We start from the raw sequence: 24,012 nt of genomic DNA on the forward strand, positions 1-24,012 counted from the left end.
ATCCCGCCATGCCCTCTGTCCGTGGTTACTTCCACCCGAAGACGGCGAGCGGTGCCTCGTCGCTCATCCCGTCCCCGCCGTGGCGCTACTCCGGTGATCTGCTCACCGTCGAGTACCGCACCGATCCCGCGCGGGTGCGCGAACTGCTGCCCGAACCCTTGGAACCGGCCGACGAGGATCCGGGCGCGGTCGCGCTGATCTGGGCCGACTGGCAGTCCTGCTCCACCTCCGGAGACGAGCTGCTGGACCCGGTGCTCTCCCAGTACAAGGAGGCGTTCGCCGTCGTCCGCTGCAAGTTCAGGGGGCGGACCTACACCCGCTGCGTCTACATCTGGGTCGACAAGGACTTCGCCATCGCTCGTGGCCTGCACCAGGGCTACCCGAAGAAGCTCGGCTCGATCCACCAGACCCGCCCGCACCCGTACGGGCCCGCTCCGCGGATCGCGGCGGGGGCCCGGTTCGGGGCGACGCTGGCCGCCGCGGACCGGCGGCTGGCGCAGGCGGTGGTCACCCTGCGGGAGCCGTCCGACACCAACGGCTTCGTCAACGGGCACCCGATGGCCCACCACCGGTGGCTTCCCTCGATCGAGAAGGGCAAGGGGCTGGCTCTCGACGAGCTGATCGAGTCGGGCGCCGCCTCCTTCGAGGGTGGCCAGGCATGGGTCGGAGACGCCGAACTGGAGCTGTTCGAGGCGCCCACCGAGGAGCTGGCCCGGCTGGAGATCCGCGAGCCGATCGCCGCGTACTACCGCCAGGTCGGCGTCGTCTGGGACGGCGGCCGACTGCTGGAGTCCGGCACGTCCGGCGCCGAGTAATCCCTTACGCATCACATGACTTGGAGACCGGACATGACCGAGCACATTCTCACGGTCGCCGGGGTCGCCGTCGACACCCGGCACTGGATCGGCGGCGAGCGCGTCGCGTCCAGCGAAACGTTCACCGATGCCTCACCGATCGACGGCAGCACGATCGGTGAGATCAGCCGCGGTACGGCGAGGGAGGCCGCGGCCGCGGTCGCCGCGGCGAAGGCCGCCTTCCCCGGCTGGGCCGCCACCCCCCGCGCCGAGCGTGGCCGTATCCTGCACGCCATCGCCGACGGTGTGGAGAAGCGACTCGAAGAGCTCGCCATCGTCGAAACCACCGACAACGGGGCGCTGCTGCGCTCGCACCGACGCGGTGTGATGCCGCGGGTGGCGCACAACTTCCGTTTCTTCGCCGACTGGCTGCTGAAGCTGGAGCACGGGGACTTCGAGACCCGGGGCCACAGCAACCACGTCAGCTGGGACCCGGCGGGCCCCTGTGTGCTGATCACCCCGTGGAACGCGCCGCTGATGCTGGCCACCTGGAAGGTCGCGCCGGCGCTCGCGGCCGGCAACACCGTCGTCCTGAAGCCCGCCGAGTGGTCTCCGCTGACCGCCTCCCTCCTCGCCGACATCGCCGCCGAGGCGGGGCTGCCCGCCGGGGTGCTGAACGTGGTCCAGGGGTACGGCTCGGAGATCGGCGACGCCCTGACCTCGCATCCGGACGCGCGCCGGATCAGCTTCACCGGCTCGGTGCCCACCGCCCGGCGGATCGCCGCGTCGGCCGCCGCCAACCTCACTCCGCTCAGCCTCGAACTCGGTGGCAAGTCACCGCTGCTGGTGTTCGCCGACGCCGACCTGGACCTCGCCGTCGACCTCGCGGTGGAGCAGTACGACAACGCGGGGCAGGTCTGTCTGGCCGCCACGCGCTTCCTGGTCGAGGAGTCGGTCGCCGAGGAGTTCACGCGGCGCTTCGTCGACAGGGCGAGGGGCCTGAGGCAGGGCGACCCTCGTGACGAGGCCACCGACATCGGGCCAAACATCCACCCCCGCCAGCTAGAGAAGATCGACGGCTTCGTGCAGCGGGCACTGGCGGCAGGAGCCCGCGCCGTCATCGGCGGGCACCCCAAGGGCGGGCAGTACTACGCCCCGACGCTCCTCACCGACGTTGCCCAGGACTCCGAGATCGTGCAGGAGGAGGTCTTCGGTCCCGTCCTGACCCTGCAGACCTTCACCGACGAGGAAGAGGCGATCCGGCTCGCCAATGACACCCGCTTCGGGCTGGCCGCCACCCTGGCCACCGGCGACCCCGAGCGTGCCGAACGCGTCACCGCGCGACTCGTCGCAGGAACCGTCTGGGTCAACTGCTTCTTTGTACGTGACCTGCAGGCCCCCTTCGGCGGCTCCCGCCTCTCCGGAGTCGGCCGCGAGGGCGGTACCTGGAGCTTCGACTTCTACTGCGACGTGAAGAACACCGTCACCGCCCCGAACGGATGGACCAACCATGGGTGAGATCGTCGGGGCGGGCCTGCTCGCCCACGTCCCCACCATCGTGCTGCCGGAGGCCGACCGGCTGGAGCTGAACGAGGGCAAGGAGATCACCCTCGTCACCGGACTCCAGCAACTCCGCAAGGACGTCTTCGAACGGGACGACTACGACACCGTCGTCGTCCTCGACTCCCACTGGGCCACGACGGTCGAGTTCGTCGTCACCGCACAGCGGCGCCGGGCGGGTCTGTTCACCTCGGAGGAACTGCCGCGCGGCATGTGCCGGATGCCGTACGACTTCCCCGGCGACCCCGAACTCGCCCACAACATCGAGAAGTTCGCGGACCGGCACGGCACCTGGATCACCGCGATCGACGACGACTACCTGCCGATCTACTACGCCACCATCAACCTCTGGAAGTTCCTCGGCGAGGGGCTGCCCGACAAGCGGTGGGTGACCATCGGCGTCTGCCAGACCGGCGACATGGAGGACCACCTGCGCCTGGGCCGCGCCCTCGCGGACGGTATCGCCGCCACACCGGGACGGAGGGTGCTGCTGATCGCCTCGGGCGCGCTGTCGCACACCTTCTGGCCGCTGCGCGAACTGCGCGACCACGAGGCCAGCGACCCGGCGCACATCTTCACGCCCGAGGCCCGCGAGGCCGACCACGGGCGGATCGCCTGGTTCAAGGAGGGCCGTCACGACAAGGTCCTCGACACCATGGACGAGTTCTGGAAGTTCAAGCCCGAGGCGAAGTTCTTCCACTACCTGATGATGGCCGGCGCCCTGGGCGAACAGGCCTGCACCGCCAAGGCCCGCCAGTACGGCGAGTACGAGAACTCGATCGGCACCGGCCAGGTGCACCTCTGGTTCGACCGCCCTGCCGATGGCTGGACCGGCACCGGCCTGCCCACCCCGCGTACCCCGCACAGCCGTACCTAGGAGCCCTGTCATGCCCGAATACCGTCGCATCCTCCTCGACGGCGCCGCCGTCCAGGTCACCGTCGACGGCGACGAACTCGTCGCCGCCGACGGCCGCCGCGTCAAGACCGAGGACGCCCAGCACCTGCCCCCCGTCGTGCCGTCCAAGGTGATCGCCGTCCACCTCAACCACCGCAGCCGCGTGGACGAGTTCCAGATCGACCTGCCCGACACCCCGACCTACTTCCACAAGCCCACCTCGTCCCTCAACTCCCACAAGGGCGCGATCGTCCGCCCCGAGGGCTGCAAGTGGCTCAACTACGAGGGCGAGGTCGCCATCGTCATCGGGAAGACCGCGCGCAACATCTCCCCGGCCGAGGCGGGCGAGTACATCGCCGGCTATACCATCGCCAACGACTACGGCCTGCACGACTTCCGTGACACCGACGCCGGCTCCATGCTCCGCGTCAAGGGCTCCGACACCCTGTGTCCGCTCGGCCCGGGGCTCGTCACCGACTGGGACTTCCACGGCAAGTCGCTGCGCACGTACGTCAACGGGAAGGTGGTGCAGGACGGCTCGACGGACGAGATGAAGTGGGACATGCACTACCTCGTCGCCGACATCGCCCGCACCATCACCCTCTGCCCTGGCGACGTCCTCCTGTCCGGCACGCCTGCCAACTCCCGCCCCGTCCAGCCGGGCGACGTGGTGGAGGTCGAGGTGGAGGGCCTGGGCCGGCTCACCAACCACATCGTCACCGGACCCACCCCGGTCCGTGCCGATGTCGGCGCCCAGCCCACCGAGTCCGAGGAAGTGCTGTCCACCGCCCTCGGCGGCGACTGGGAGTTCCGTGGCATCCGGCCACCGCGGCGCTGATGCCCTGGCCACGGGTAGAGTCACGGGCATGACCGAGCCCGCCGGTGAGCGCGGCCCCCGCAAACGCGTGAAGAACTACGGGGCCGGCCGTGAGGCCTTGCTGGACGCCGCGGTGCGCGTGGTGGCGCGGGGCGGACTGCGCAAGCTCACTTACCGGGCGGTCGCGGAGGAGGCCGGGGTCACGCACGGACTGGTCGTGCACCACTTCGGTTCCCGTGACGCGCTGATCGAGGAGGCGCTCGCGCACGCCGTACGCTCCTCCCTCAGCAGCAGCACCCTCGAACCCGGCACGGGCAAGGTCGCCGACTTCTCCGCCGGCCTCGCTGACATGGTGGAATCCGGTCCCGAGCTCCAGGCCTTCCAGTACGAGCTGCTCCTGGAGGCGCGCCGCCGGGCGGAACTCCTGCCGCACCTGCGGGGCCTGTACGAGGAGTACTTCGACGCCACCCGGCGCGAGCTGTCCCAGATGCTCGCCCGGCCGGTCGGCCGCGGCCTGTCGCGGCTGGTCTTCGCCGCCCTCGAGGGCCTGGTGCTGCACCAGCTCGTCTTCGGCGAGCGGGAGGTCACCGAGGAGGCCCTCGCCGAACTGCGTGCCCTGCTGGAGGGCCTCGCCGAGGGCACAGACGGCGTCTGAGCCCGCTGCCCCCAGAGTCACCGCTGTAAGAATCCGCCGGCTCCGGGAATCCCCACGCCCGCCCCTTGCCAAACGGATAGTCCGACTCCACGATAGTGCCACTCGTTTGGGCCGAAATGAAATTCGGCCGCTTCCCCCCACTGCCTTCCTCTCGCTCCGTCCCCTCTCTCCCTTCCCCGGTAGGTGATCCACGTGGGCAGTCAGACGGCTCCTCCGCAGCAGACCGTGCGAGGCGGCACCACAGCCGCGCTCAAGCCCAACGCCCTTGGCGTGCTCGGCATCATGTTCTTCGTCCTGTCCGCCCAGGCGCCGCTCACCGGCATCGCCGGAGCGGCACCGATCTCGATCGCAATCGGCAACGGCGCGGGCACGCCCGCCGCGTATGTGCTGGCAGGCGCGATGATCTTGCTGTTCTCGGTCGGCTTCGTCGCCATGGGACGCCACGTCGTGGACGCCGGCGCCTTCTACACCTACATCGGCACCGGCCTCGGCCGCACCGCCGGCGCCTCCGGCGCGGCCGTCGCCCTGTTCGCGTACTGCGTCATCCAGGCCGCGATGTACGGCCTGTACGGCGCGATCGTCGCCGGTCTGGTCGCCGACCACACCGGCCTCGACCTGCCCTGGTGGATGTGGACGCTTGCCACCATGGCCGTGGTCCAGGCGCTGGGCGCGGCAGGCGTCGAGATGGGTGCCAAGGTCCTCGCCGTGTTCGTCGCGGCGGAGTTCAGCATCCTGCTGCTGTTCGGTCTGGTCACCCTGTTCCAGGGCGGCGGGCCGCAGGGACTGGGCCTCGCCGACAGCTTCTCGCCGTCAGCGGCCCTTCAAGGGGCCCCGGGAGTCGCGGTTATGTTCGCGGTCGCGTCGATGTTCGGCTTCGAAGCCACCGCGATCTACGGCGAGGAAGCCCGCGAGCCGAAGAAGACCGTGCCCCGGGCCACCTACCTCTCGGTACTCGTGGTCACCGGCTTCTTCGCCCTCACGTCCTGGGCGCTGGTCTCCGCCTACGGCGCCGTCAAGGCCCCGGCGGCGGCCGGAGAGGCCCTCTCGGGCGGCGACTCGGCCGGGTTCGTCTTCGCCCCGATCGCCACGCAGTTCGGCGGATGGGTCAACGACGTCCTGCCCGTCCTGCTCGCTACCTCCCTGTTCGCGGGCATCCTCACCTTCCACAACTCGGCCAACCGCTACCTGTTCTCCCTCAGCCGCGACGGACTGCTGCCGCAGCCGCTGCGCAGACTCAACGCCCGCCGCTCGCCCTGGGCCGCCGGGTGCGCGCAGACGGGCATCGCCCTCCTCCTCGTCGTGCCCTTCGCGGTCGCCGGCAAGGACCCGGTGCTCACCCTGTTCTCCTGGTTCAGTGGACTGGCCGTCCTGGCGATGATGCTGCTGTACCTGCTGACCTCGGTGTCCGTGATCGTCTTCTTCCGCCGTGAGCGGCTGGACCCCCGGCGCTTCAACACGCTGGTCGCGCCCACACTCGCCGCACTCGGTCTGGCGGGCGCGATCTGGCTGATCCTGGCCAACTTCACGACCCTCATCGGCGGCGAGGCGAGCACGGCCGTATGGCTGGAGGCGAGCGTCCCCGCTGTGCTCGCCGTGGGCGCCGCGACCGAGTGGTTCAGGCGCCGGCGCGGCCAGGCGCGGCCGTAACACCTCGCACGCCGACTCCTCGGCTCCTCGACTTCTTCGACGTCCCACCGGAAACACGGTCTGGAGAATCCCATGCCCGCTGTCACCCACGACGAATGGCTCCGCCGGGCCAAGGCGCTGGTGCTGCCGCGCGCACACCACATCGACGGTGCCGAGGAAGCCGGGGCGGGCGCCGCCTTTCCCGTCGTCTCGCCGCGGGACGGTCAGGTGCTCACCGAGGTCGCCGACGGCGGCGCCGCCGAGATCGACGCCGCCGTGGCCGCCGCTCGCCGTGCCTTCGACAGCGGGCCCTGGCCGCGGCTGGCGCCCGCCGACCGCGGCCGAATCCTGGTGCGCATCGCCGACCTGCTGCAGGAGCGGCGCGCCGATCTGGCCCTCGCCGTGACCCTGGAGATGGGCAAACCGATCACCGACGCCCACGACATCGAACTGCGCGCGCTCATCAACACCTTCCGCTGGTACGGCCAGCTCCCCGACAAGCTCACCGACCAGTCCCCGCACACCGCCCCCGACGCCCTCGCCCTGGTCACCCGCGAACCCGCCGGAGTCGTCGGCGCGGTGGTGCCGTGGAACTTCCCGCTCACCCTCGCCGGCTGGAAGATCGCCCCCGCCCTGGCCGCCGGCTGCACCGTCGTACTGAAGCCGTCGGAGCACTCACCGCTCTCCGCGCTGCTGCTGGCCGCCGTCGCCGCCGAGGCGGGACTGCCGCCCGGCGTGCTCAACGTCGTCAACGGCGACGGTCCGGTCGCCGGACGAGCCCTCGGCCTGCACCCGGATGTCGACGTCCTCGCCTTCACCGGCTCCACCGCCGTCGGCCGCCACTTCCTGCACTACGCGGCCGACTCCAACCTCAAGCGCGTCTGGCTGGAACTGGGCGGCAAATCACCCAACATCATCCTGCCCGACGCCCCCGACCTGGAGAACGCCGCCGCCACCGCCGCCTGGGGCATCTTCTTCAACCAGGGTGAGATGTGCACCGCGCCCTCGCGCCTCCTCGTCCACTCCGCCATCGCCGAACACGTCACCGAGGCCGTCGTACGACGCGCCCGCGAACTGCGCGTCGGCGACCCCCTCGACCCGGCCACCGACATGGGCGCCCTGGTCGGTCAGAGCCACCTGGCCCGCGTCCTCGACCACATACGGCACGCCGAGCGCGACGGCGCCCGGCTCAGGAGCGGAGGAGCGGCCACCCTGACCGAAACCGGCGGCACCTATCTGCAGCCCACGGTCTTCGACCAGGTCGACCCGCACAGCCGCCTGGCCCGCGAGGAGGTCTTCGGACCTGTCCTGTCCGTCCTGGCCTTCGACGACCTCGACGAGGCCGTAGCCCTCGCCAACGCCACCGACTACGGCCTCGCCGCCGGCCTGTGGACCTCCGACCTGTCCACCGCCCACCGCGTCTCCCGTGCCCTCAAGGCCGGCACGGTCTGGGTCAACTGCTACGAGGAGGGCGACCTCACCGTGCCCTTCGGCGGCATGAAACAGTCCGGCAACGGCCGCGACAAGTCCGCGCACGCCCTGGAGAAGTACACCGAACTCAAGACGACATGGATCCAGCTGTGACGCGCCCGCTCATCGCGATCCCCGCCCGCTTCAGCGCCACCACCTCCGCCCTGCGCTACGCCGCCGAGGTCAACGCCCGGGCCCTGATCGAGGCAGTGTGGCGGGCAGGCGGAGAGCCCGTGAGCATCCACCCCGCGCAGACCGGCACCGCCGCCCGGCTCGCCCGCTTCGACGGCGTCCTGCTCCCCGGCGGCGGAGACCTCGCCCCGCACACGTACGGCGCCGTCGACACCCACGCCAGCGTGTACGACGTGGACGACGTCCAGGACGCCTTCGACCTGGCCGTGGCACGGGCCGCGCTGGAGACCGGACTTCCCCTGCTCGCCGTCTGCCGCGGCCTGCAAGCGGTCAACGTCGCCCTCGGCGGAACCCTGGAACAGGACATGGGCGGTCCAGGGCGCGACCACCGGCACGTCGTGCATCCCGTCGCCCTGGAGGCCGGATCGGTCGTCGCACGAGCGACGGCCGCCGAGAAGGTGGAGGCGTCCTGCTACCACCACCAGCGCGTCGACCGCCTCGGCGCGGGCCTGAGAGTGACGGCACGAGCGGCGGACGGCACGGTCGAAGCGCTCGAACTGCCCACCGCCGGCGGCTGGTTCAGCGCCGTACAGTGGCACCCCGAGGACACCGCCCACGAGGATCCGGTCCAGCAACGGCTCTTCGACGCCCTGGTACGGGCCGCCGAGGAGCGGCGCTGACACTCCGTTCAGCTCCTGGACCGGCGACCGCTGCGACGCGGCGCGGGCTCGGCGCCGTTCAGCAGCGACTGGCGCCGCTCCTCGCCATGCTGCTCGACCTGCATGACGACACTGCGCAGACCGTCCGCAAGACGGCGGCACTCCGCGTCGCTGAGCCCGGCGGTGACGAACGCCTCCTCCTCGTTGAACGCCGGGAACACCCGCCGCATGAACTCCTCGCCCTCGTCGGTGAGGCTGAGCAACACCAGCCGTCCATCCGTCGGGTGCCCGCTCCGCCTGATCAGTCCACGCGACTCCAGGGTGCGGGAGACCCCCGTGAGGGTGCCCTTGGAGATGCCGGCCTCGTCCGCCACGTACCGCGTCTCCGACTCGCCCCACACCCAGACCACCCACAGCACGACGAACGCCGTCCAGGTCAGATCCGAGCCGCGCAGGACGGAATTCTCCAGGTGATGCCGGACCGCGGAGGCGGCCCGGTAGATGTTCGCCACAGCGGCCATCTGCTCCCGACGGATCGGGAAACCACCGAGCTTCGCGGCCGCCAGCTTCTCGGCTTCGGTGATGGATCGCTGGCCGGGCATGGGCGGCTCCTTCGTCTGGTCGCGGCAACTCCTGCTCCCCGAACGGACACATGTCCCACCGTGCCGTTCGTTCGGCCCCAAATTGTACGAAGAAGAAGAGGAGTCCCATGAACACCCCCGCCACTCCGCGCATGCTGCTCGTCCTCAGCGAGAACTGGACCCTCACCGGAGGCCGGGCCGACCTGCCCACCGCCGTACGGTGGGCCCGTGAGGCCGAAGACGCCGGCTTCGACGCCGTCATGGTCAGCGAGCACATCGTCCTCGGACCCGACGCAGCGGACCGGGGGATCATGGGCAACCCCCGTGACTACGCCCTGCCGGGCAACCAGGACCCGTACACCCCCTGGCCGAACTCGCTGCTCCTGCTCGCCGCCATCGCCTCGGTCACCGAACGACTCCGGCTGGCCGCCGCGGCTGTCCTCGCACCGCTGCGCCACCCGCTGCTGCTCGCCCGGGAACTGGGCACCCTCGACCTGATCAGCGAGGGGAGGCTGGTGGTGCAACCCACGGTGAGCTGGAGCAGGGACGAGTACGACGCGCTCGGCGTGCCGTTCGGTGAGCGCGGAAAGCTGCTGGACGAGCATCTGGAGGTGTGGGCGAAGGCGTGGGGGCCGTCACCCCTCTCCCACGACGGCCCGAACTACCCCTTCCAGGACGTGTACTTCGAGCCCAAGGCATACCGCCCCGAGGGCCCACGGCTCTGGTTCGGCGGGCAGCGACTGCACGGCCCGCTGCTGCGGCGGCTCGTCCGCCACGGCCACGGCTTCCATCCGCTCGGCCGGCCCACACCCGAAGACCTGCGGGCGCTGAAGGACGCGATGTCGGCTGCGGGACGCGACATCACCGACCTGGAGATGATCGGCGGCACCCAGGCCGTCTTCCCCGACGACCGCTCGCCGGCCGATCTCGGAGCGGCCCTCGCCTCGGTTCCCGAGCAGTGGGAGAGCGGCTTCACGACCTTCTGCGTCAAGCCGAACCAGTTCATCGACGACCCTGACGGCGTCGGGGCGTTCTGCCGTGAGGTGATGCGGCGCATGGAGCGACTGGTCAGCTGACCCGCCGCACGGACGGACCCCCGGCCCGGCGCGCAGGAAACTGCCCGGCACCTGCGCGCCGGCGTCGCCCCACCCGGTACGCTTCACCGCTCGACGAAGCGGGCCACCTGATCCGGAGCCGGGCGCAGCAGACCGTCGCGGACCGCCAGGGCGGTGGCCTCGGCACGGGAGGCGGCGCCGGTCTTGCGCAGCAGGTGCTCCATGTGGGTGTGCACGGTCCGTGGCGCCAGGTACAGCGCCTGCGCGATGGCCTGGTTGGTCTGGCCCGTGGCCGCCCGGGTCAGCACCTCCAGCTCCCGCGGACTGAGCCCGTAGGGGAGTTCCGTAGGTGCCTCCACCACCAGCACCGCACCGGTGAGGCGGTGGGAACCCGGCAGGTACCGCTGGAGCGTCACGCGCCGCCAGTCGCCACCCACCGGCCACAGCAGGCGCAGCCGCCGCCCACCCGTGCTCGTGAAGGCCCGCAGGAGCTCGTCGAAGACCTCGTCTCGCACGATCCCCGCGCGCTCACGCCCCGGCACGTCGATCACCGCACCATCCGCCACGAGGCTCACCGCACTCCCGCGCGTCACGCCGTTCTCCAGGTCGGTGACGTACGGCACCGGATCGGCCAGCGCCGCGAGCGCCGGCATGACGCAGGCGAGCAGGCGCCGTGCGTCGGTGTCGTACGCGTCGGCACGCTCGGTGGAGAGGTGCACCAGACCGACCAGGCGGCCGCGGTGACGCAGCGCTCCGGTCACCCCGTCGCGGAACCCGGCGGGGCGGACCCGTTCGGCGTAGAACCAGCCGTGCCTGAAGCGCGTTCCGGTGTCGCCGGCGTCCTCGGAGATGGACGGCGGCAGTTCCTGCCGCATGACGTTCTGGTACCACGGGGTTCTGACGAACTCGGCGGCCAGGTTCTGGGACAGCTCGGTGGTGTAGCCGACCCCGGCCAACTGGACGTGATCACCGGTGACCGGATCGATGGAGAGCAGCGTCGCCGCGTCGAGGGGCAGGGCACGGGCGAGTTCGCGCAGGACCTCGGCACAGACAGCAGGTGTGTCCGGCTCATGGGCAAGCATGCCGATGCGGGCGGCCGCCGCGATCTGGTGATGGCTGTGCAAACGAGCCTCCGGGGTGGGCTCGGAATCAGGAAGGTCGTTTGAGTCCCAACGATATGGGGCGGGTGTTCGGGCGGCAAGGAGTTCACGGTGCCGTGACCCAATCGATCCCGTGGGGTCACGCCATCGTCCCGATCGGTATTTCTACCGATGGCGGCGCGGCGGCCGGGAGTCTTTCCTGTTCGACACGTCACCCGGCACGACCCGGACGCCCGCCTCACGCGGGCCAGCCCCTCGGAGAGCCCTGCCATGATCACTCCTGAATCGAGCACGCCTTCCTCCGCCTCCCGCAGACGGTTCCTCGCTCTGTCCGCCGGCACGCTGGCCACCACGGCGCTGGCCGCGGCCGGCTGTTCGGCGCCGGAGAAGGCGTCGGCCTCGGCGGGGCCCGCATCCTCAGGGGGCAAGGAGCTGACGAAGATCGGACTCGACTACCCCTTCACACAGCTCCCGCTCTACTCCACGCTGGTCAAGCTGTCCACGGCCGAGGCGAAGAAGCACGGCAGCTCCCTGATCACCACGAGCGACAACGCCAGCGCCGACACACAGGTCTCCAACCTCAACACCTGGATCGCGCAGAAGATCCCGGCGATCGTGTCCTTCCCCATGGTGTTCGAGGCCATGGAGGCCGTCGCGCAGCGGGCCATGGAGGCGGGCCTGATCTGGGTCACCTACGGCGGATCGCTGGAGCACCAGAGCGCCGACATCCAGTTCAGCTTCCGTGAGGGCGGAACCCTGCTGGGCGAGGCGGCGGCCAAATGGGCCGAGGAGAACCTCGGAGGCAAGGGCAAGGTCGCCTTCCTCACCGACAGCACCATCGAGCTGGGCCGCGAGCGCACCAAGGGCATGGTCGAGGCCTTCACCAAGGCCGCACCCGGCGTGGACGTCGTGGCGCAGGAACAGGCCATCGACCCCGACACCGGCTTGTCCAAGGCCAAGGCCATCCTCGCCAAGCACCCCGACCTCAACATCGTCCTCGGGATCACCGACGCCGCCGCGTACGGTGCCTACAAGGCCCTGCAGCAGACGGGCCGAGCCAAGGACGACGCCAAGACCTTCGTCGGCGGGCAGGACGGCTCCGCACCCTCCCTCCTCGCGATCAAGCAGGGCACCTTCTACCGGGCCTCCGCCGCCCTGGCCCCGAACGATCTCGCCGCCGCCATCGTCGACGTCCCGCTCGCGGTCGCCGCCGGCAAGGCCAACCCCAGCGCCCAGGTGCCGATCAACCTCGTGCAGCGCGGCGACACGACCGCAATCGACGACCTGCTCGCCCAGAACGCCTAGGGCCGGCCATGACGACGAACCTCCGCATCCGGGGGCTGACCAAGTCCTTCGGCGGGGTGAAGGCCCTGGACGGCGTGCACCTCACCGTCCCCGCCGGCCAGGTGCACGCCCTGCTCGGCCACAACGGCGCGGGCAAGTCCACCCTCATCAAATGCCTCGGCGGCGCCTTCCCTCCGGACTCCGGCACGATCGAGATCGGCGGCCGGTCGTACACCCGGCTCTCACCACGCGAGTCCATCACCGCGGGTGCGGCGATCATCTACCAGACCCTCAGCGTGGTCGACGCGCTCACGGTCGCGGAGAACATCTTCCTCGGCCAGGAATGGACCCGCCACGGACGTGTCGACCGGCGCGTCCAAGAGGAGGCCGCGGCCGGCCTGTTGAAACGGGTGGCGGCCAGCTGCTCCCCGCGCGACCGCGTCGGCGACCTGCCGATGGGCCAGCGCCAGCTGGTGGAGATCGCCAAGGCGCTCAGCCGCAGCGCATCCGTGCTCGTCCTGGACGAACCGACCGCCGCCCTGTCCGGCGCCGAGAGCGACGCCCTGGCCGAACGCGTCGAGGACCTGCGCGCCCAGGGCCTCGCCATCGTCTACGTCACCCACCTGCTGCCCGAGGTGGAACGACTCGCCGACGCGGTCACCGTGATGCGCGACGGCCGTGTCACCCACCACTCATCCGTGGCCGGTCTCTCGCGCAACGAGCTAGTGGAGGCCATCGCCGGCCGCCGTCACGACGCCACGACACGGAGCGGTCCCGCTCGGACCGCAGGGCGGCCTCGCCTCACCGTCGACGGCCTGCACGGCCACGGCTTCGGCCCCGTCAGCCTCACCGTCGGCGAAGGCGAACGGGTCGGACTGTTCGGTCTCATCGGCTCCGGCCGAACGCGCCTGCTGGAGACCCTCTTCGGCCGACGCCGGGCACAGGGCGGAACGATCCGGGTCGGGGAAAAGGAGATGACCCCGGCCAGGCCCGCCCAGGCCCTCGCCGCGGGGATCGCCCTGGTACCCGCGGACCGGCGGGCCCAGGCACTGTTCCCGTCGCTGACCGCGCAGGACAACGTGCTACTGCCCTCGATCCGGCCGCTCTCCCGCGCCGGGGTGCGGGCACTGGGCGTCGAGCGCCGCGTCTTCGGTTCCCTGGCCGAGAGCGTCGGGCTGCGCCCCGCCCGCCCAGAACTCCCCGCAGGAGCCTTCTCCGGCGGCAATCAGCAAAAACTCGTCCTCGGCCGGTGGATCAACGAAGCCCGCGACGTGGAAGTGCTGCTGCTGGACGAACCGACCCAGGGCGTCGACGTCGGCGCCCGCCAGGAGATCTACCGCGTGGTGACCGGGCTGGCCGACGAACGTGGTACGGCCGTGCTGTTCGCCTCCAGCGACCCCGAGGAGGTCGTTGCCCTCGCCGACCGCTGCCTGATTGTCGCCGACGGCCGCATCGTCGGCGAACTCTCCGGCCCCGACCTCACCGAACAGACCCTGCTGTCGGCCGTCCACGAGCCCGACTCCCGGCCCGCCCAAGGAGCAGCATGACCACCGCCGACCGCTTCCTCACCCGCCCACGCGTCCTGGCCACGGGCGGTCTGACCACCCTCAAACGCCAGCCCCTGCTTGTCGTCCTCGCTGTGATGGCGGTGGCTTTCCAGCTTTCGACCAGCAGCTTCCTCGACCCGGCCAACCTCGGCGGCATCGCCACCGACGCGGCCACCCTGGCCATCGTCGCCGTACCGCTGGCACTGCTCGTCATCAGCGGCTATCTCGACCTCTCCGTCGGTTCCACCTTCGCCCTCGGCGGGCTGGTAGCGGGCTGGCTGGCGAGCAACGGGCACACCCCGGCCGTCGCCCTCCTCGGGGCGCTGGCGGCCGGATCCGCGGTCGGCGTCGTCAACGGCGTGCTGTGCTGCCACCTCGGGCTGTCCCCGTTCATCGTCACGCTCGGCATGCTCACCGCGATACGCGGCCTCGCACAGCAGCTCTTCCCCCTGCCACTGAGCGGGTTCGGCTCCGGCTTCGCCTGGCTGGGCGGCGCACGGATCGCCGGGATCGCCGCACCGGTCGTCATCGCCGCGCTCGTTCTCATCGCCGGCGCCCTCTTCCTGGCACTCACCCCGACCGGACGGCACGTGTTCGCCATCGGCGTCAACCGCGAGGCCGCCCACCTGTCCGGCATCAACATCCGCCGTACGCCCTTCGCACTGTTCGTGGCCACGGGCGCGGCCGCCGCTCTCGCCGGCACCATCAAGGCATCGGTCCTGGACAGCGTGGTCGCGGGCACCTCCGGCTCCGGCTTCGAACTCGCCGTTCTGACAGCGGTGCTCATCGGCGGGGTCGCCCTGACCGGAGGCTCCGGGTCGATCCTCGGCGTCCTGCTGGGCGTGCTCTTCCTCGGCGGGCTGCAGAACGGCCTCACACTGCTGAGCGTGCCGACGTTCTGGCAGCAGATGGCCCAGGGCACGGCGCTGGTGGCGGGCGCGGCACTGGCGTACTTCGCACCCCGCCCCGGGCGCTGACCTCCAAGGCCCGTTCCTCCCTCCCCCTCAAGGAGTTCCCCTGTGACCGAATCCACCCCCACCCTCGTTCTGACCGGCGGTCAGGTCTGCACCGTCGACCAGGACTTCACCGTCGCGGAAGGAGTGGCCGTACGCGGCCGGGCCATCGTCGCCGTCGGTACCGACGCCGAGATGCGCGCTCTGGCGGGCCCCGGCACCCGCATCGTCGAACTCGACGGCAGGACCGTCCTGCCCGGCATCAACGACTCCCACCTGCACGGGGCCGCGTACGGGATGACCAAACCGCCCTTCGCCCTCAATGTCGGCCATCCCGCGGTGGGGTCGATCACCGACATCACCGCGCTCGTCGGCGACGCGGTCCGCGCCGCCCCGCCGGGCGAGTGGATCGTCGGACTCGGCTGGGACGCCGGCTACCTCACCGAGTGCCTCACGGACCCCGGGCGCTTCCCGCACCGCCGCGACCTGGACGCGGTGGCCCCGGACAACCCGGTCTGCCTGACCGACTTCTCCGCCCACATGGTGTGGGCCAACACCGCCGCCCTGCGCGCCTGCGGCATCGACGCGGAAACCCCCGCGCCGGACGGCGGCGTCATCGACACCGATCCCGACGGCACACCCACCGGCATCCTGCGCGAAGCCGCCCAACGGCTCGTCCAGAGCGCGCTGCCCACCCCCACCGTCGCCCAGCGCCGCCAGGCCATCGTAGGCGTGATCCGGGAACTGCACTCCCGGGGCATCACCAGCTACACCGAGCCCGGCCTCGGCCCCGGCGGCACCGGCACGCTCTTCGGTGGCCTGAGCACCGACAACTGGACCGCGTACGCCGATCTCGCCGCAGCAGGTGACCTTCAGGCGCGCGTCAGCGTGCTGCTGCTCCCGGCGCCGATGGGCGGATCCGCCGACGACGTGCGCAAGGGGCTGGCCGAGCTGCGCCGCCCGGAGTCGGCCGACCCGCGGCTGCTGAACGCCATCGGCGTCAAGATCTTCGCCGACGGGGTGCCGCCCAACCGTACGGCCTGGATGAACGATCCGTACCCGGACGGCGGCCACGGCGCTCTCTGCGTGCACGGAGAGTCGCCCGCCCTCCAGGTCGAGGAGCTGCGCGAGATGATCCGCATCGCGCACGAGGCCGGATTCCAGCTCGGGGTGCACGTCACCGGCGACCGTGCCATCGACACCGTCGTGGACGCCTTCGTCGCAGCCGAGGAGGCCGCACCCCGCCCCGACACCCGCCACTACGTCATCCACGGCGACTTCATCGGAGCGGACAGCCTGACCAAACTCGCCGCGCACGGCTACGGCGTCAACATGAATCCCGGCATTAAGTGGACCATCTCCGACCTCATGGACGAGATCGTGGGACCACAGCGGTCGGCGTACCAATGGCCGGTGCGCTCAGCGATCGACGCAGGCGTCAGGGTCTGCTCCAGTTCCGACGCGCCGATCACCGAGCCCGACTGGCGCCAGGGTGTGGCGTCGATGATGCTGCGCGAATCCAAAGCAACCGGTCGGCGAAGCGGCCCCGAGCAGTGCGTGGACCTCGCCTCGGCTCTGCGCGCCTACACGGTCAACGCGGCCTGGCAGGACTTCGCCGACGACTGGAAGGGCACCATCGAACCCGGCAAGGTCGCGGACCTGTGCGTCCTGGACCGCCCGTTGCTGCATCTCGACCCACACGACATCAGCCAGGTGGAGGTGGACCTCACGGTGTTCGACGGGCGCATCGTTTACGAACGCTGAGCTTGTCCTACCTTCCAAGCGTGGGTCTGAGCAGGTCTTTCGTAAGATCGGCGGACCCAGCGGTTCTGGGTATGGCTGTGAGCTTGTCGCCGTTGGATGGCTCAAAGAACTTGGCCGCCCGGAGCTCCGGGACGACTCGACCGCTAATTGGGATACGCGACTCGATCACTGTGTAGGACAACGTCGGCGAGGTCGTCTGCGGGATCGATGTGTAACGACGAGCTGGCGGAGGTGACCGTGCCCCAGATCTGCGCCGGAGTGGACGTCGGCAAAGAACACCACCACTGCGTAGTGGTCGACGAGCGGGGCGAACGCCTCCTTCCACGCCGCGTCTTCAACGATGAACCGGCCCTGCTGGAGCTGATCGCCGACGGACGCCGCTCGCACCCACCGGATCATCCGGATCTGTGAGCGCCAGGGCGTTCCTATCCTGGCCGATCTCGCCTACAGGGTGCTGGCCCGTGGCTGACCACCGGCATGAAACGCAAGCCCTTGCAGGAACTCACTCCCACCGAAAAGACCCTCAACCGGGTACTTGCCGCTGCACGAGCGCCGGTCGAGCGCGGCGTTGCCCGCCTGAAGTCCTGGCGCATCTTCCGCAGGTCCCGATGCAGCCCGAATCGAATGACGTCAATCGCCAAGGCCATCCTCACACTGGAGCGGCAACGCTGAAGAGGCTCATTGAGCCGTGCCCTCGGTGAGCGCCTGGCGCTCCGCGTCGCCCACGGTGAGCTGCCACCGCATCTTCACGGCCACCCAGTTGGCGAGGTACTGGCACCGGTAGGCCGCGTGCGGCGGCAGCCACGTCGCCGGGTCCTGGTCCGCCTTCGACCGGTTCGAGCGAGCAGTCACCGCGATCAGGGAGCGCTCGTCGCCGAGGTCGTTTGCGTATGCCTCGCGTTCCTTCGCCGACCAGTGGCCGGCCCCGGAGTCCCACGCTTCGGCGAGCGGCACCATGTGGTCGATGTCCAAGCCGGCCGGTCCGGTCACGTACACGCCGTCGTACGGGCTGAACCATTCGCCGTCCGACAGTGTGCAGCGCGCACCCTGGATGGGTGTGATGAACGCCTCCGCCTTCAGGACCTCCGCCCGCGTGGAACACCCGTCCATGTCCGCGTCCGTCCAGTGCCTGAACGAGGTGCGCTGGTAGCCCTCGCGCGTCTCCTCGGCCGCGCCTGCGCCGCGGCGTCGCCGCCCCCGAGCTCCACCTTGTGCCGCCGCGCCCCGACGCCGAGAAGGCCGCCGAACTCATGGGCCGCCTGGAGAAGGCTGGCCGTCAGCTGGCCGCCCTGCCCGACGCCCGCGCCACCGCGACCACCGGCCGCGTGGCCCGCGACGAGGCCCGGCACGTTCTGCGCGAGGCGTGGCGGCTCGGCATCGAGCACCAGGTGCAGCTCGACGTGCTGGCCGCCTCCGGCCTGCTCGCCTACGACACCCCACGCGCCGGATGGGAGCCCGAACTGCTGCGAGCCCTGGACCGCGCCGCGCGCCTCGCCCCGCTGTAGACCCGTTGGTCCAACAGGTGCAACAGGCCCCTGGAATTCGCCCACTGGGTGCGGGGCCGTCGGCGTGTTGGCAGGGGGCCATCTGCTGATCCGCTGATCGGCTCAGTGGCCGCGCTTCACCAAATGGCTGTGGCTTAGCGTCATCTTCGTCACACCGTGTATCCACAAGCAGGAGGTGAGGTATGTCGAAAACACGCCGCCGCAGTCTGGCTCTGGCAATCACCAGCACCCTGGCAGCAGGCTCGATGTTTCTGACTACGGGCCAGACAGCCGCCATGACCACGCATGCTACGAGCGCACCACGGCATCCGCGGTAACCGCTGACAAGCCCCAGGGCGAGTCGCCTCGACCGGCCGACGCCACTCCCGACCACTCGAAGGATCGGGCAGACCACGAGTGGTACACCGTGGAACGCAAGGACACCCTGTGGGGGGTCTCCGAGCACTACTACGGCGACGGATCGAAGTGGTGGGCCCTCTACGGAGCCAACCACAAGGACATCGAGAAGCAGGCGCGCAAGCACGGGCTCAAGGAGAGCGAGGCTGGCCACTGGATCTTCCCCAAGACCGGATTGGCCGTTCCGGACCCTGACGTCACCGAGGCCAACGAGCACAACCTCCACGAGGTCATCGACCTCATCCTTGAGCGGCATCCGCAGCTGATCGGCAGCCCACTCTGCCCGGGAGCGGGGCCCGAAGACATCGGTGAATGCGCCCTCCGGCTGTTCGAGATCGCGCCCCTCCTGTTTGGCAATCTCCCGCTCTTTCTGAGGGAACTCCCCACCAACGTGCTCTTGAGGGCGTTCGAGCCGCTCATCGTCTGCGTCCTCGCGGGGGATGACCCGGTCGCCTGTCCAGCACTCCTGATTCTGAACCAGAACCCGGCCGCTTAACGCCGGGATCGGGTTGTCTTCGGGGAGCAACCCGACTCTGTTGAGCGACAGCGTGGCCCCGCACCCTGACCCGGGCCGGGGCCTTCGCCTGTCCCGGCGTATGGAGGCCGGAACGTGCCGCAGGTGTCCGCAGCAGAGGCCACCATGGGCCGGTACCGCCCGCCGACCGCAGGAGAACCGCGCCCGTGATCCGTGCCCACCACCGGCTCAAGGGCGGCGCCGCCCAGCTCGGCGCCACCGGCCCGGGCCTGCGGAGCCGTCTGGGTGAGCTGCAGGGGTGTCCTCGCGACCTGATCGCGCGGCGAGGTCTACAAGGGACCGAACGAGTGCGAGCGAGAGGAGCCCCAAGGGATGGGGACGTGGCAGGACGAGCCCGGCGCCCGGGAGTGGCGTGCGGCCGCCGACGCCGCAGACCGGCTGCGCGGCCCGGGAGTCCCCAGCGGGCGGCCGCGCCTGAGCGCCGCGCCGGCGTTCGGCCTCACGGCGTTCCTCCTGGGCGATCCAGCGTCGGGTGCGCTCCAGGTCCCGGATCTGCACCCGCTCCAGGAACCGGAGCTGCGTGAGACGCGAAGGAACTGGATCGGTCATGCGTTCGATTCGAAGAGGTGGCTGGTAGTGCGACCCTCCGGGGCTCCGCCCGCTGTCGGCGCACAGAATCGAACGGCTGTACCTGTCGGGCGGCTCTCCTGCACAGCGGGCGCCGCACCACCGTCCGGAACAGGAACCGATGACCGTCATTCCCGCCGTCCCGCGACCGCTCGACGAGCCCGACCCCTCCGCTCTGGTCTGCTCCGGCGCCCTCGTCGGGCCGTGCGCCGCATGCCAGCGAAAGACGTGGAAGTACGGCCGGGGCGGATACCCGCTGTGCCAGTGGTGCGCCGGCCCCGTCCAGCAGCGCTGGGGCACCGCCGTCCGGCACATCAGCACCCGAGGCGGCATCGTCCACAGTTGACCCCGGGCCGCGCTGACATGCCCCGGGGCCTGCGGTCAGGAGGCCCAGTCGAGGAAGTCCACGACGGCGGGGACGTGCCGGTGTCCGGTGAGTTGCTGACGGAGATCGGCGAGCGTGCTGGTGGTGCGGGCGGAGTCGATGCCGCCCATCGCGGCGATGACCTGATGGCCGACGCTGAGAGCGGCGTCGACGTCGCCGAGGGCGAGATGCGCTTCGGCTTGACGGGCCTGATAGATGGCGGTGCCGCGGGTTTCGCGCATGGTGTCGTAGGGGTCTTCGTGGGTGACGGCGGCCTCGAAGTTCTCCAGCGCCTTCTTGGGCTCGCCCAGGCTCAGGGCGGAGCTGGCGGCGACCTGGTGGAGTTCGCCGTGGTTGATCCAGTACATGGAGGAAAGGTCCGCGTCCAGGACGTCGGCTCGCCCGTATGCGGCGAAGGCGGCGTCCATCTGGTGCCAGGCGGCGGTGGCGTTGCCGGCCTTGGAGTGCGCGCGGGCGGCACGGGCGTGGAGCATGGCCAGGACACGGGGTGAGCGGATCTTGCGGCGGTCGGACAAGGCACCGTCGATGAGGTGGAGGGCGCCGCGCGTGTCGGGGGTGTCGGCGTTGTAGCGGAGGTTCGCCCAAAAGGCGAGGGTGATGGCGCCGAGCGTGGGGTCGTGTGCGGACGCGGCGGCGCGCAGGGAGGCGATGAAGTGGCGCTCGGCGGCGGCATGACGGCCGTCGTCGTAGGCGCACCAGCCTGCGAGGCGGGAGGCCTCGGCCGCGCACGCGAACAGACGGCGGGTGGTGGTCTCGCTGGCCGATGCCGTTTTGAGGAGGCTGGAGATCATCCGTAGTTCGAGGAGGGCTGCGTCGTAGGCTTCGCCGGCGCCGACGGTGTCGTCGAGGTGGCGTAACGCGGCGAGGCGGGCGTCGAACCAGTCGGCGGTTTTGGTGTCGGCGCGTACTCCGCGGCCGGTCAGGGCTAGGGCGGGTTCGGCGGTGGCCCACTGTGCGACGGCCGATGCCAGTGTGCTGGTGGAAGCGATCAGAAAGGCGCGACGGTCCACGGGGCCTCCCATATCCGTCAGTGAGTTTACGGTACCCGCCGTCGTCCAGGGCGATTCCAGAACGGCCTGGTCGTCGGCGAGCGCCAGGTACAGGAAGCGGGGCCAGCCGTAGCGGTCGACGTCGGCGATGGCGATGCCGTGCAGGCTGGCGATGGCGAGCAGGGCGGTGCGCTCGGGGGTGACTCCGCTGAGCCATCGGCTGACCTTCTCCTTGCGGTAGGCCATCGCGCCGAACCCGAGGGCCCGGTGACGGTCCGCCACGCGCTTGAGGTAGGCGACTCCGGTGACGTTGTCGCGGGCCATCAGCAGTGCGAGCGGGTGGGTGTGCACGGACAGGGCGGTTGCGGTGATCCCAGGCACTCGACCTCCCCAGGCCAGACGAGGACCCCCCAGTGTCCGCCCCCGCCGGGGCGGACACAAAGGTTCCGCGAGGGAAGGCAACCGGCGGCAACCAGGAGCAACGCCAGGCAACCGGCCACGGCTTCTGAGGGACGGGTTCCGGTCCGAGCGTGGGCGGTGCCCGCCGCTCCCGCAGCGGGCATCCCTTCAGCCGAATTCCCGGAGGTACGTCATGCGCGTCCTCGTCGACGGCCTGGACCTGTCGGGCAAGACCACCCTGACCGCCGCTCTCGCGGCCGAACTCGCCGCGCGGGGGCGGACGGTGGTCGAGCACAAGGGCTTCCTGGCCGACCGCCACCCCGCCCGCCGCGCGCTGAAGAGGCTGCCGCTGGTGCGTCAGCCCGACAGCCCGCTGGTCACCACCGCCTACCTGACCGCCGGATACCTGGTGGACTCCCTGCTCGTGCGCGCCGCCGCCCCCGAGCCGCCCGGCACCGTGCTCATCCAGGACGGATACGTCGACCGCACGGTCGCGTTCGGAATGGCCGGCGGCCCCTACCTGTCGGCCGTCCTCGCGCTGCGCTGGCCGGGCCTGTTCGCCCCGTTCGACCTCGCCGTCTACCTCACCGCCCCGACCGAGGTCCGCCGGACCCGGCTCGGCGTGCGTGAGGAGCCGGATGCCGTGGACGTGCGCGGGGTCGATGACGCCCGGTTCGCCGAGGCGTTCACCGCGATGCTCACCTACGGCATGGGCCGCCGCCACAACCGACTGCTGGTGTTCGACACCTCCGCGCACCGGCCCGAGGAGATGGCCGCCTCCATCGCCGACACCCTCCTGACCCCCCTGCCCGCCACCGGACCGGTCCGGCTGCCGGACGCCCTGGAGCGCGCCGCATGAGCCTCCACACGCTCGACGCCGGGCTGGTCGAGGCGGCCGACAGCGCCCTGGCCCGTGCCCTGGACGGCCGGCCGCTGGTGTCCGCCGAGCGGTTCTGCGCCTCGATGCGCACCCTCTACACCGGGCCCGCCCCGCTCCCGGCGGCCCGTCCGGCGATCGCGGTCGGCTGCTACCCCGGCTGGTCCGGCGCCACGCCGGACACCGTCCTCGCCGCCGAGATGCGCACCCGCACGCGCGGCCCCGGGCAGCGGCACGTCTGGATGCAGACCGTCGACGCCAAGGCGTCCTCGCTCCTGCGCGCTCTCCCGACCCCGCCGGTGATCGCCGCCTGGTACGCCACCGACCGGTTGCGCCGGTGGGCGGGCCCGCACGGCGCCGTCGCCGCGATCGATGGACAGGTCCGGGCCGCGGTCGAGGACAAGGCCGCCTTCGACGCCCTGCTTCGGGCCGCCGGCGTGCCGGAGCGGACACGGATCCCGTGCGTGCGCATCGACGGCAGGCTGCCGGACCTGGCTGAGCTGCGCCGCCGCGTCGGGGCGCTGCGGCTGGTGGTGCAGTGCGGCGCGGACTCCGGCGGGCGGGGCACGGTGTTCGTGGACGCCGACGCCGACCTCGCCCGCGCGGCGCGCATGGACGGCCCCTACAAGGTCGCCGCGTTCGTCGAGGGCTGGTCCTCGAACGTGACGGTCCTGACGGTCCCGGACGGGCGCGGATGGGTGTCGGTGTACGTGGACCGCCCCTCCCACAAGGCCGTCGGGATCGCGGAGGCGGGCATCGGGCCGGGCAAGAGTGCGGGCAACGACTGGTCGCGGCCGTGGCCGGCGCAGGCCGCCGCCGACCTCGTGCAGGCCGCCGTCCGTGTCGGGGAGCACCTGTGGCACACCCGCCGCATGGCGGGCCTGTTCGGGCTGGACGCCCTGCTCACCGACGACGGGCGTGTGCAGTTCAACGAGATCAACTGCCGCAACCAGGGCACCACCGAGGTCTCGGCGGTCAACCAGCAGATGCGCGGGCTGCCCCCGTTCACCGCCGCCCACCTGACTGCCCTGCTCGGCGGCAGGCCCGACTGGCTGCCCGCCGCCGACGACTTCAACCAGGCCACCCTCCGGGCCGCGGCCGACGCCGGGCCCGGGCCGTTCTACCTCAAGCTCCGCCACCACGGCGACCAGCCTGTGCGGCTCACCGGGCTGCGCGGACCGGGCGTCTACCGCCGGGCCGCCGAAGGCGTCGGCCTGACGTGGGTGCGCCCCGGCACCCACCCCCACCAGGCCGACGCCGACCGCGGGGAGGTCCTGCTGACAAGCCTCCCCGCACAGGACGTCGTATGCCTGCCCGGCGCGGAACTCGGCACCGCCGAGGGCGTCACCACCGGCCCCGGCCGACCCTTCACCGGCCCGCACCAGCTCTCCGGCCCCGGCCGCGACCTCCTGGACGCGCTGGCCACCCACCTCACCCCGACCGCCTTACCCCCAGCGAGGTGACCTC

At 71.0% G+C, this 24,012-nt stretch carries 21 protein-coding genes and 3 pseudogenes; 20 read left to right on the top strand and 4 right to left on the bottom strand.

Translation table 11 applies throughout. The annotated features are described in order from the left end of the window. The first annotated feature begins 8 nt into the window (after positions 1–8). From ACZ4YY_RS34435 to ACZ4YY_RS34470, 8 genes are all read left to right on the top strand, one after another. On the top strand, positions 9–815 hold the full coding sequence (locus ACZ4YY_RS34435; protein ID WP_468298923.1) for an acetoacetate decarboxylase family protein: 807 nt from the start codon (positions 9–11) through the stop codon (positions 813–815). Between the two features lie 33 nt (positions 816–848). Next, complete coding sequence (locus ACZ4YY_RS34440) at positions 849–2,312, top strand: aldehyde dehydrogenase (protein ID WP_468298925.1); 1,464 nt, start codon at positions 849–851, stop codon at positions 2,310–2,312. Beyond that, entirely contained in the window at positions 2,305–3,231 is a 927-nt protein-coding gene (locus ACZ4YY_RS34445) for a 3,4-dihydroxyphenylacetate 2,3-dioxygenase (protein WP_468298927.1), read from the top strand. The genes ACZ4YY_RS34440 and ACZ4YY_RS34445 overlap by 8 nt, the downstream gene beginning before the upstream one ends. 10 nt (positions 3,232–3,241) lie before the next feature. Continuing rightward, a complete protein-coding gene (locus ACZ4YY_RS34450; protein WP_468298929.1) occupies positions 3,242–4,087 on the top strand; it encodes a fumarylacetoacetate hydrolase family protein in 846 nt (281 codons plus the stop codon). A 28-nt stretch (positions 4,088–4,115) separates the two neighbouring features. Then, complete coding sequence (locus ACZ4YY_RS34455; RefSeq protein ID WP_468298930.1) at positions 4,116–4,721, top strand: TetR/AcrR family transcriptional regulator; 606 nt, start codon at positions 4,116–4,118, stop codon at positions 4,719–4,721. A gap of 192 nt (positions 4,722–4,913) precedes the next feature. Beyond that, positions 4,914–6,368, top strand: coding sequence for an APC family permease (locus tag ACZ4YY_RS34460; protein ID WP_468298932.1), 1,455 nt, complete (start codon positions 4,914–4,916; stop codon positions 6,366–6,368). Between the two features lie 72 nt (positions 6,369–6,440). Next, entirely contained in the window at positions 6,441–7,931 is a 1,491-nt protein-coding gene (locus ACZ4YY_RS34465; protein WP_468298934.1) for an aldehyde dehydrogenase, read from the top strand. Next, positions 7,928–8,629 (top strand): gamma-glutamyl-gamma-aminobutyrate hydrolase family protein, encoded by a 702-nt coding sequence (locus tag ACZ4YY_RS34470; RefSeq protein WP_468298936.1) that lies wholly within the window; start codon positions 7,928–7,930, stop codon positions 8,627–8,629. The genes ACZ4YY_RS34465 and ACZ4YY_RS34470 overlap by 4 nt, the downstream gene beginning before the upstream one ends. An 8-nt stretch (positions 8,630–8,637) precedes the next feature. On the opposite strand, the gene ACZ4YY_RS34475 is transcribed toward ACZ4YY_RS34470, so the two are convergent. Next, positions 8,638–9,210: a MarR family winged helix-turn-helix transcriptional regulator gene (locus ACZ4YY_RS34475; RefSeq protein ID WP_468298938.1), complete on the bottom strand. Its 573-nt coding sequence runs from the start codon at positions 9,208–9,210 to the stop codon at positions 8,638–8,640. A gap of 107 nt (positions 9,211–9,317) precedes the next feature. Here ACZ4YY_RS34475 and ACZ4YY_RS34480 point away from each other — a divergent pair, with 107 nt between their 5' ends. Next, positions 9,318–10,265 carry an LLM class flavin-dependent oxidoreductase gene (locus ACZ4YY_RS34480; RefSeq protein ID WP_468298940.1) on the top strand — a complete coding sequence of 316 codons (948 nt, stop codon included), beginning with the start codon at positions 9,318–9,320 and terminating at the stop codon, positions 10,263–10,265. An 83-nt stretch (positions 10,266–10,348) separates the two neighbouring features. On the opposite strand, the gene ACZ4YY_RS34485 is transcribed toward ACZ4YY_RS34480, so the two are convergent. Continuing rightward, entirely contained in the window at positions 10,349–11,368 is a 1,020-nt protein-coding gene (locus tag ACZ4YY_RS34485; RefSeq protein ID WP_468298942.1) for a helix-turn-helix transcriptional regulator, read from the bottom strand. Between the two features lie 246 nt (positions 11,369–11,614). Here ACZ4YY_RS34485 and ACZ4YY_RS34490 point away from each other — a divergent pair, with 246 nt between their 5' ends. From ACZ4YY_RS34490 to ACZ4YY_RS34515, 6 genes and pseudogenes are all read left to right on the top strand, one after another. After that, entirely contained in the window at positions 11,615–12,649 is a 1,035-nt protein-coding gene (locus tag ACZ4YY_RS34490; protein ID WP_468298944.1) for a sugar ABC transporter substrate-binding protein, read from the top strand. Between the two features lie 8 nt (positions 12,650–12,657). Continuing rightward, positions 12,658–14,175, top strand: coding sequence for a sugar ABC transporter ATP-binding protein (locus ACZ4YY_RS34495; protein WP_468298946.1), 1,518 nt, complete (start codon positions 12,658–12,660; stop codon positions 14,173–14,175). Further along, positions 14,172–15,152 carry an ABC transporter permease gene (locus tag ACZ4YY_RS34500; protein WP_468298948.1) on the top strand — a complete coding sequence of 327 codons (981 nt, stop codon included), beginning with the start codon at positions 14,172–14,174 and terminating at the stop codon, positions 15,150–15,152. The genes ACZ4YY_RS34495 and ACZ4YY_RS34500 overlap by 4 nt, the downstream gene beginning before the upstream one ends. 42 nt (positions 15,153–15,194) lie before the next feature. Beyond that, positions 15,195–16,892, top strand: coding sequence for an amidohydrolase (locus tag ACZ4YY_RS34505; protein WP_468298950.1), 1,698 nt, complete (start codon positions 15,195–15,197; stop codon positions 16,890–16,892). 237 nt (positions 16,893–17,129) lie between these two features. Next, positions 17,130–17,264 (top strand): annotated as a pseudogene (locus ACZ4YY_RS34510) (IS110 family transposase); the annotation flags it as partial. A 4-nt stretch (positions 17,265–17,268) separates the two neighbouring features. Continuing rightward, positions 17,269–17,564, top strand: a pseudogene (locus ACZ4YY_RS34515) (transposase family protein); the annotation flags it as partial. A gap of 6 nt (positions 17,565–17,570) precedes the next feature. Here ACZ4YY_RS34515 and ACZ4YY_RS34520 read toward each other — a convergent pair. Beyond that, a pseudogene (locus ACZ4YY_RS34520) lies at positions 17,571–18,062 on the bottom strand (HNH endonuclease family protein); the annotation flags it as partial. Positions 18,063–18,103: 41 nt separating this feature from the next. Between ACZ4YY_RS34520 and ACZ4YY_RS34525 the strand changes: the two are divergent. The 3 genes from ACZ4YY_RS34525 to ACZ4YY_RS34535 all read left to right on the top strand — a co-directional run bounded on the left by ACZ4YY_RS34525 (position 18,104) and on the right by ACZ4YY_RS34535 (position 20,241). Then, a complete protein-coding gene (locus tag ACZ4YY_RS34525) occupies positions 18,104–18,397 on the top strand; it encodes a hypothetical protein (RefSeq protein WP_468298952.1) in 294 nt (97 codons plus the stop codon). A 406-nt stretch (positions 18,398–18,803) separates the two neighbouring features. Continuing rightward, a complete protein-coding gene (locus ACZ4YY_RS34530) occupies positions 18,804–19,289 on the top strand; it encodes a LysM peptidoglycan-binding domain-containing protein (protein ID WP_468298954.1) in 486 nt (161 codons plus the stop codon). Positions 19,290–20,016: 727 nt separating this feature from the next. After that, complete coding sequence (locus ACZ4YY_RS34535; RefSeq protein WP_468298956.1) at positions 20,017–20,241, top strand: hypothetical protein; 225 nt, start codon at positions 20,017–20,019, stop codon at positions 20,239–20,241. Between the two features lie 35 nt (positions 20,242–20,276). Here the strand turns inward: ACZ4YY_RS34535 and ACZ4YY_RS34540 are convergent, their stop codons facing one another. Next, positions 20,277–21,650: a transcriptional regulator gene (locus tag ACZ4YY_RS34540; protein ID WP_468298958.1), complete on the bottom strand. Its 1,374-nt coding sequence runs from the start codon at positions 21,648–21,650 to the stop codon at positions 20,277–20,279. A gap of 211 nt (positions 21,651–21,861) precedes the next feature. Between ACZ4YY_RS34540 and ACZ4YY_RS34545 the strand changes: the two genes are divergently transcribed. Next, positions 21,862–22,527 (top strand): hypothetical protein, encoded by a 666-nt coding sequence (locus ACZ4YY_RS34545; RefSeq protein ID WP_468298960.1) that lies wholly within the window; start codon positions 21,862–21,864, stop codon positions 22,525–22,527. Further along, positions 22,524–24,008: an ATP-grasp domain-containing protein gene (locus ACZ4YY_RS34550; RefSeq protein WP_468298962.1), complete on the top strand. Its 1,485-nt coding sequence runs from the start codon at positions 22,524–22,526 to the stop codon at positions 24,006–24,008. Before ACZ4YY_RS34545 ends, ACZ4YY_RS34550 begins: the two co-directional genes overlap by 4 nt. The last annotated feature ends 4 nt before the right edge of the window (positions 24,009–24,012 follow it).

It is taken from the genome of Streptomyces sp. NPDC030143 (assembly GCF_055573695.1).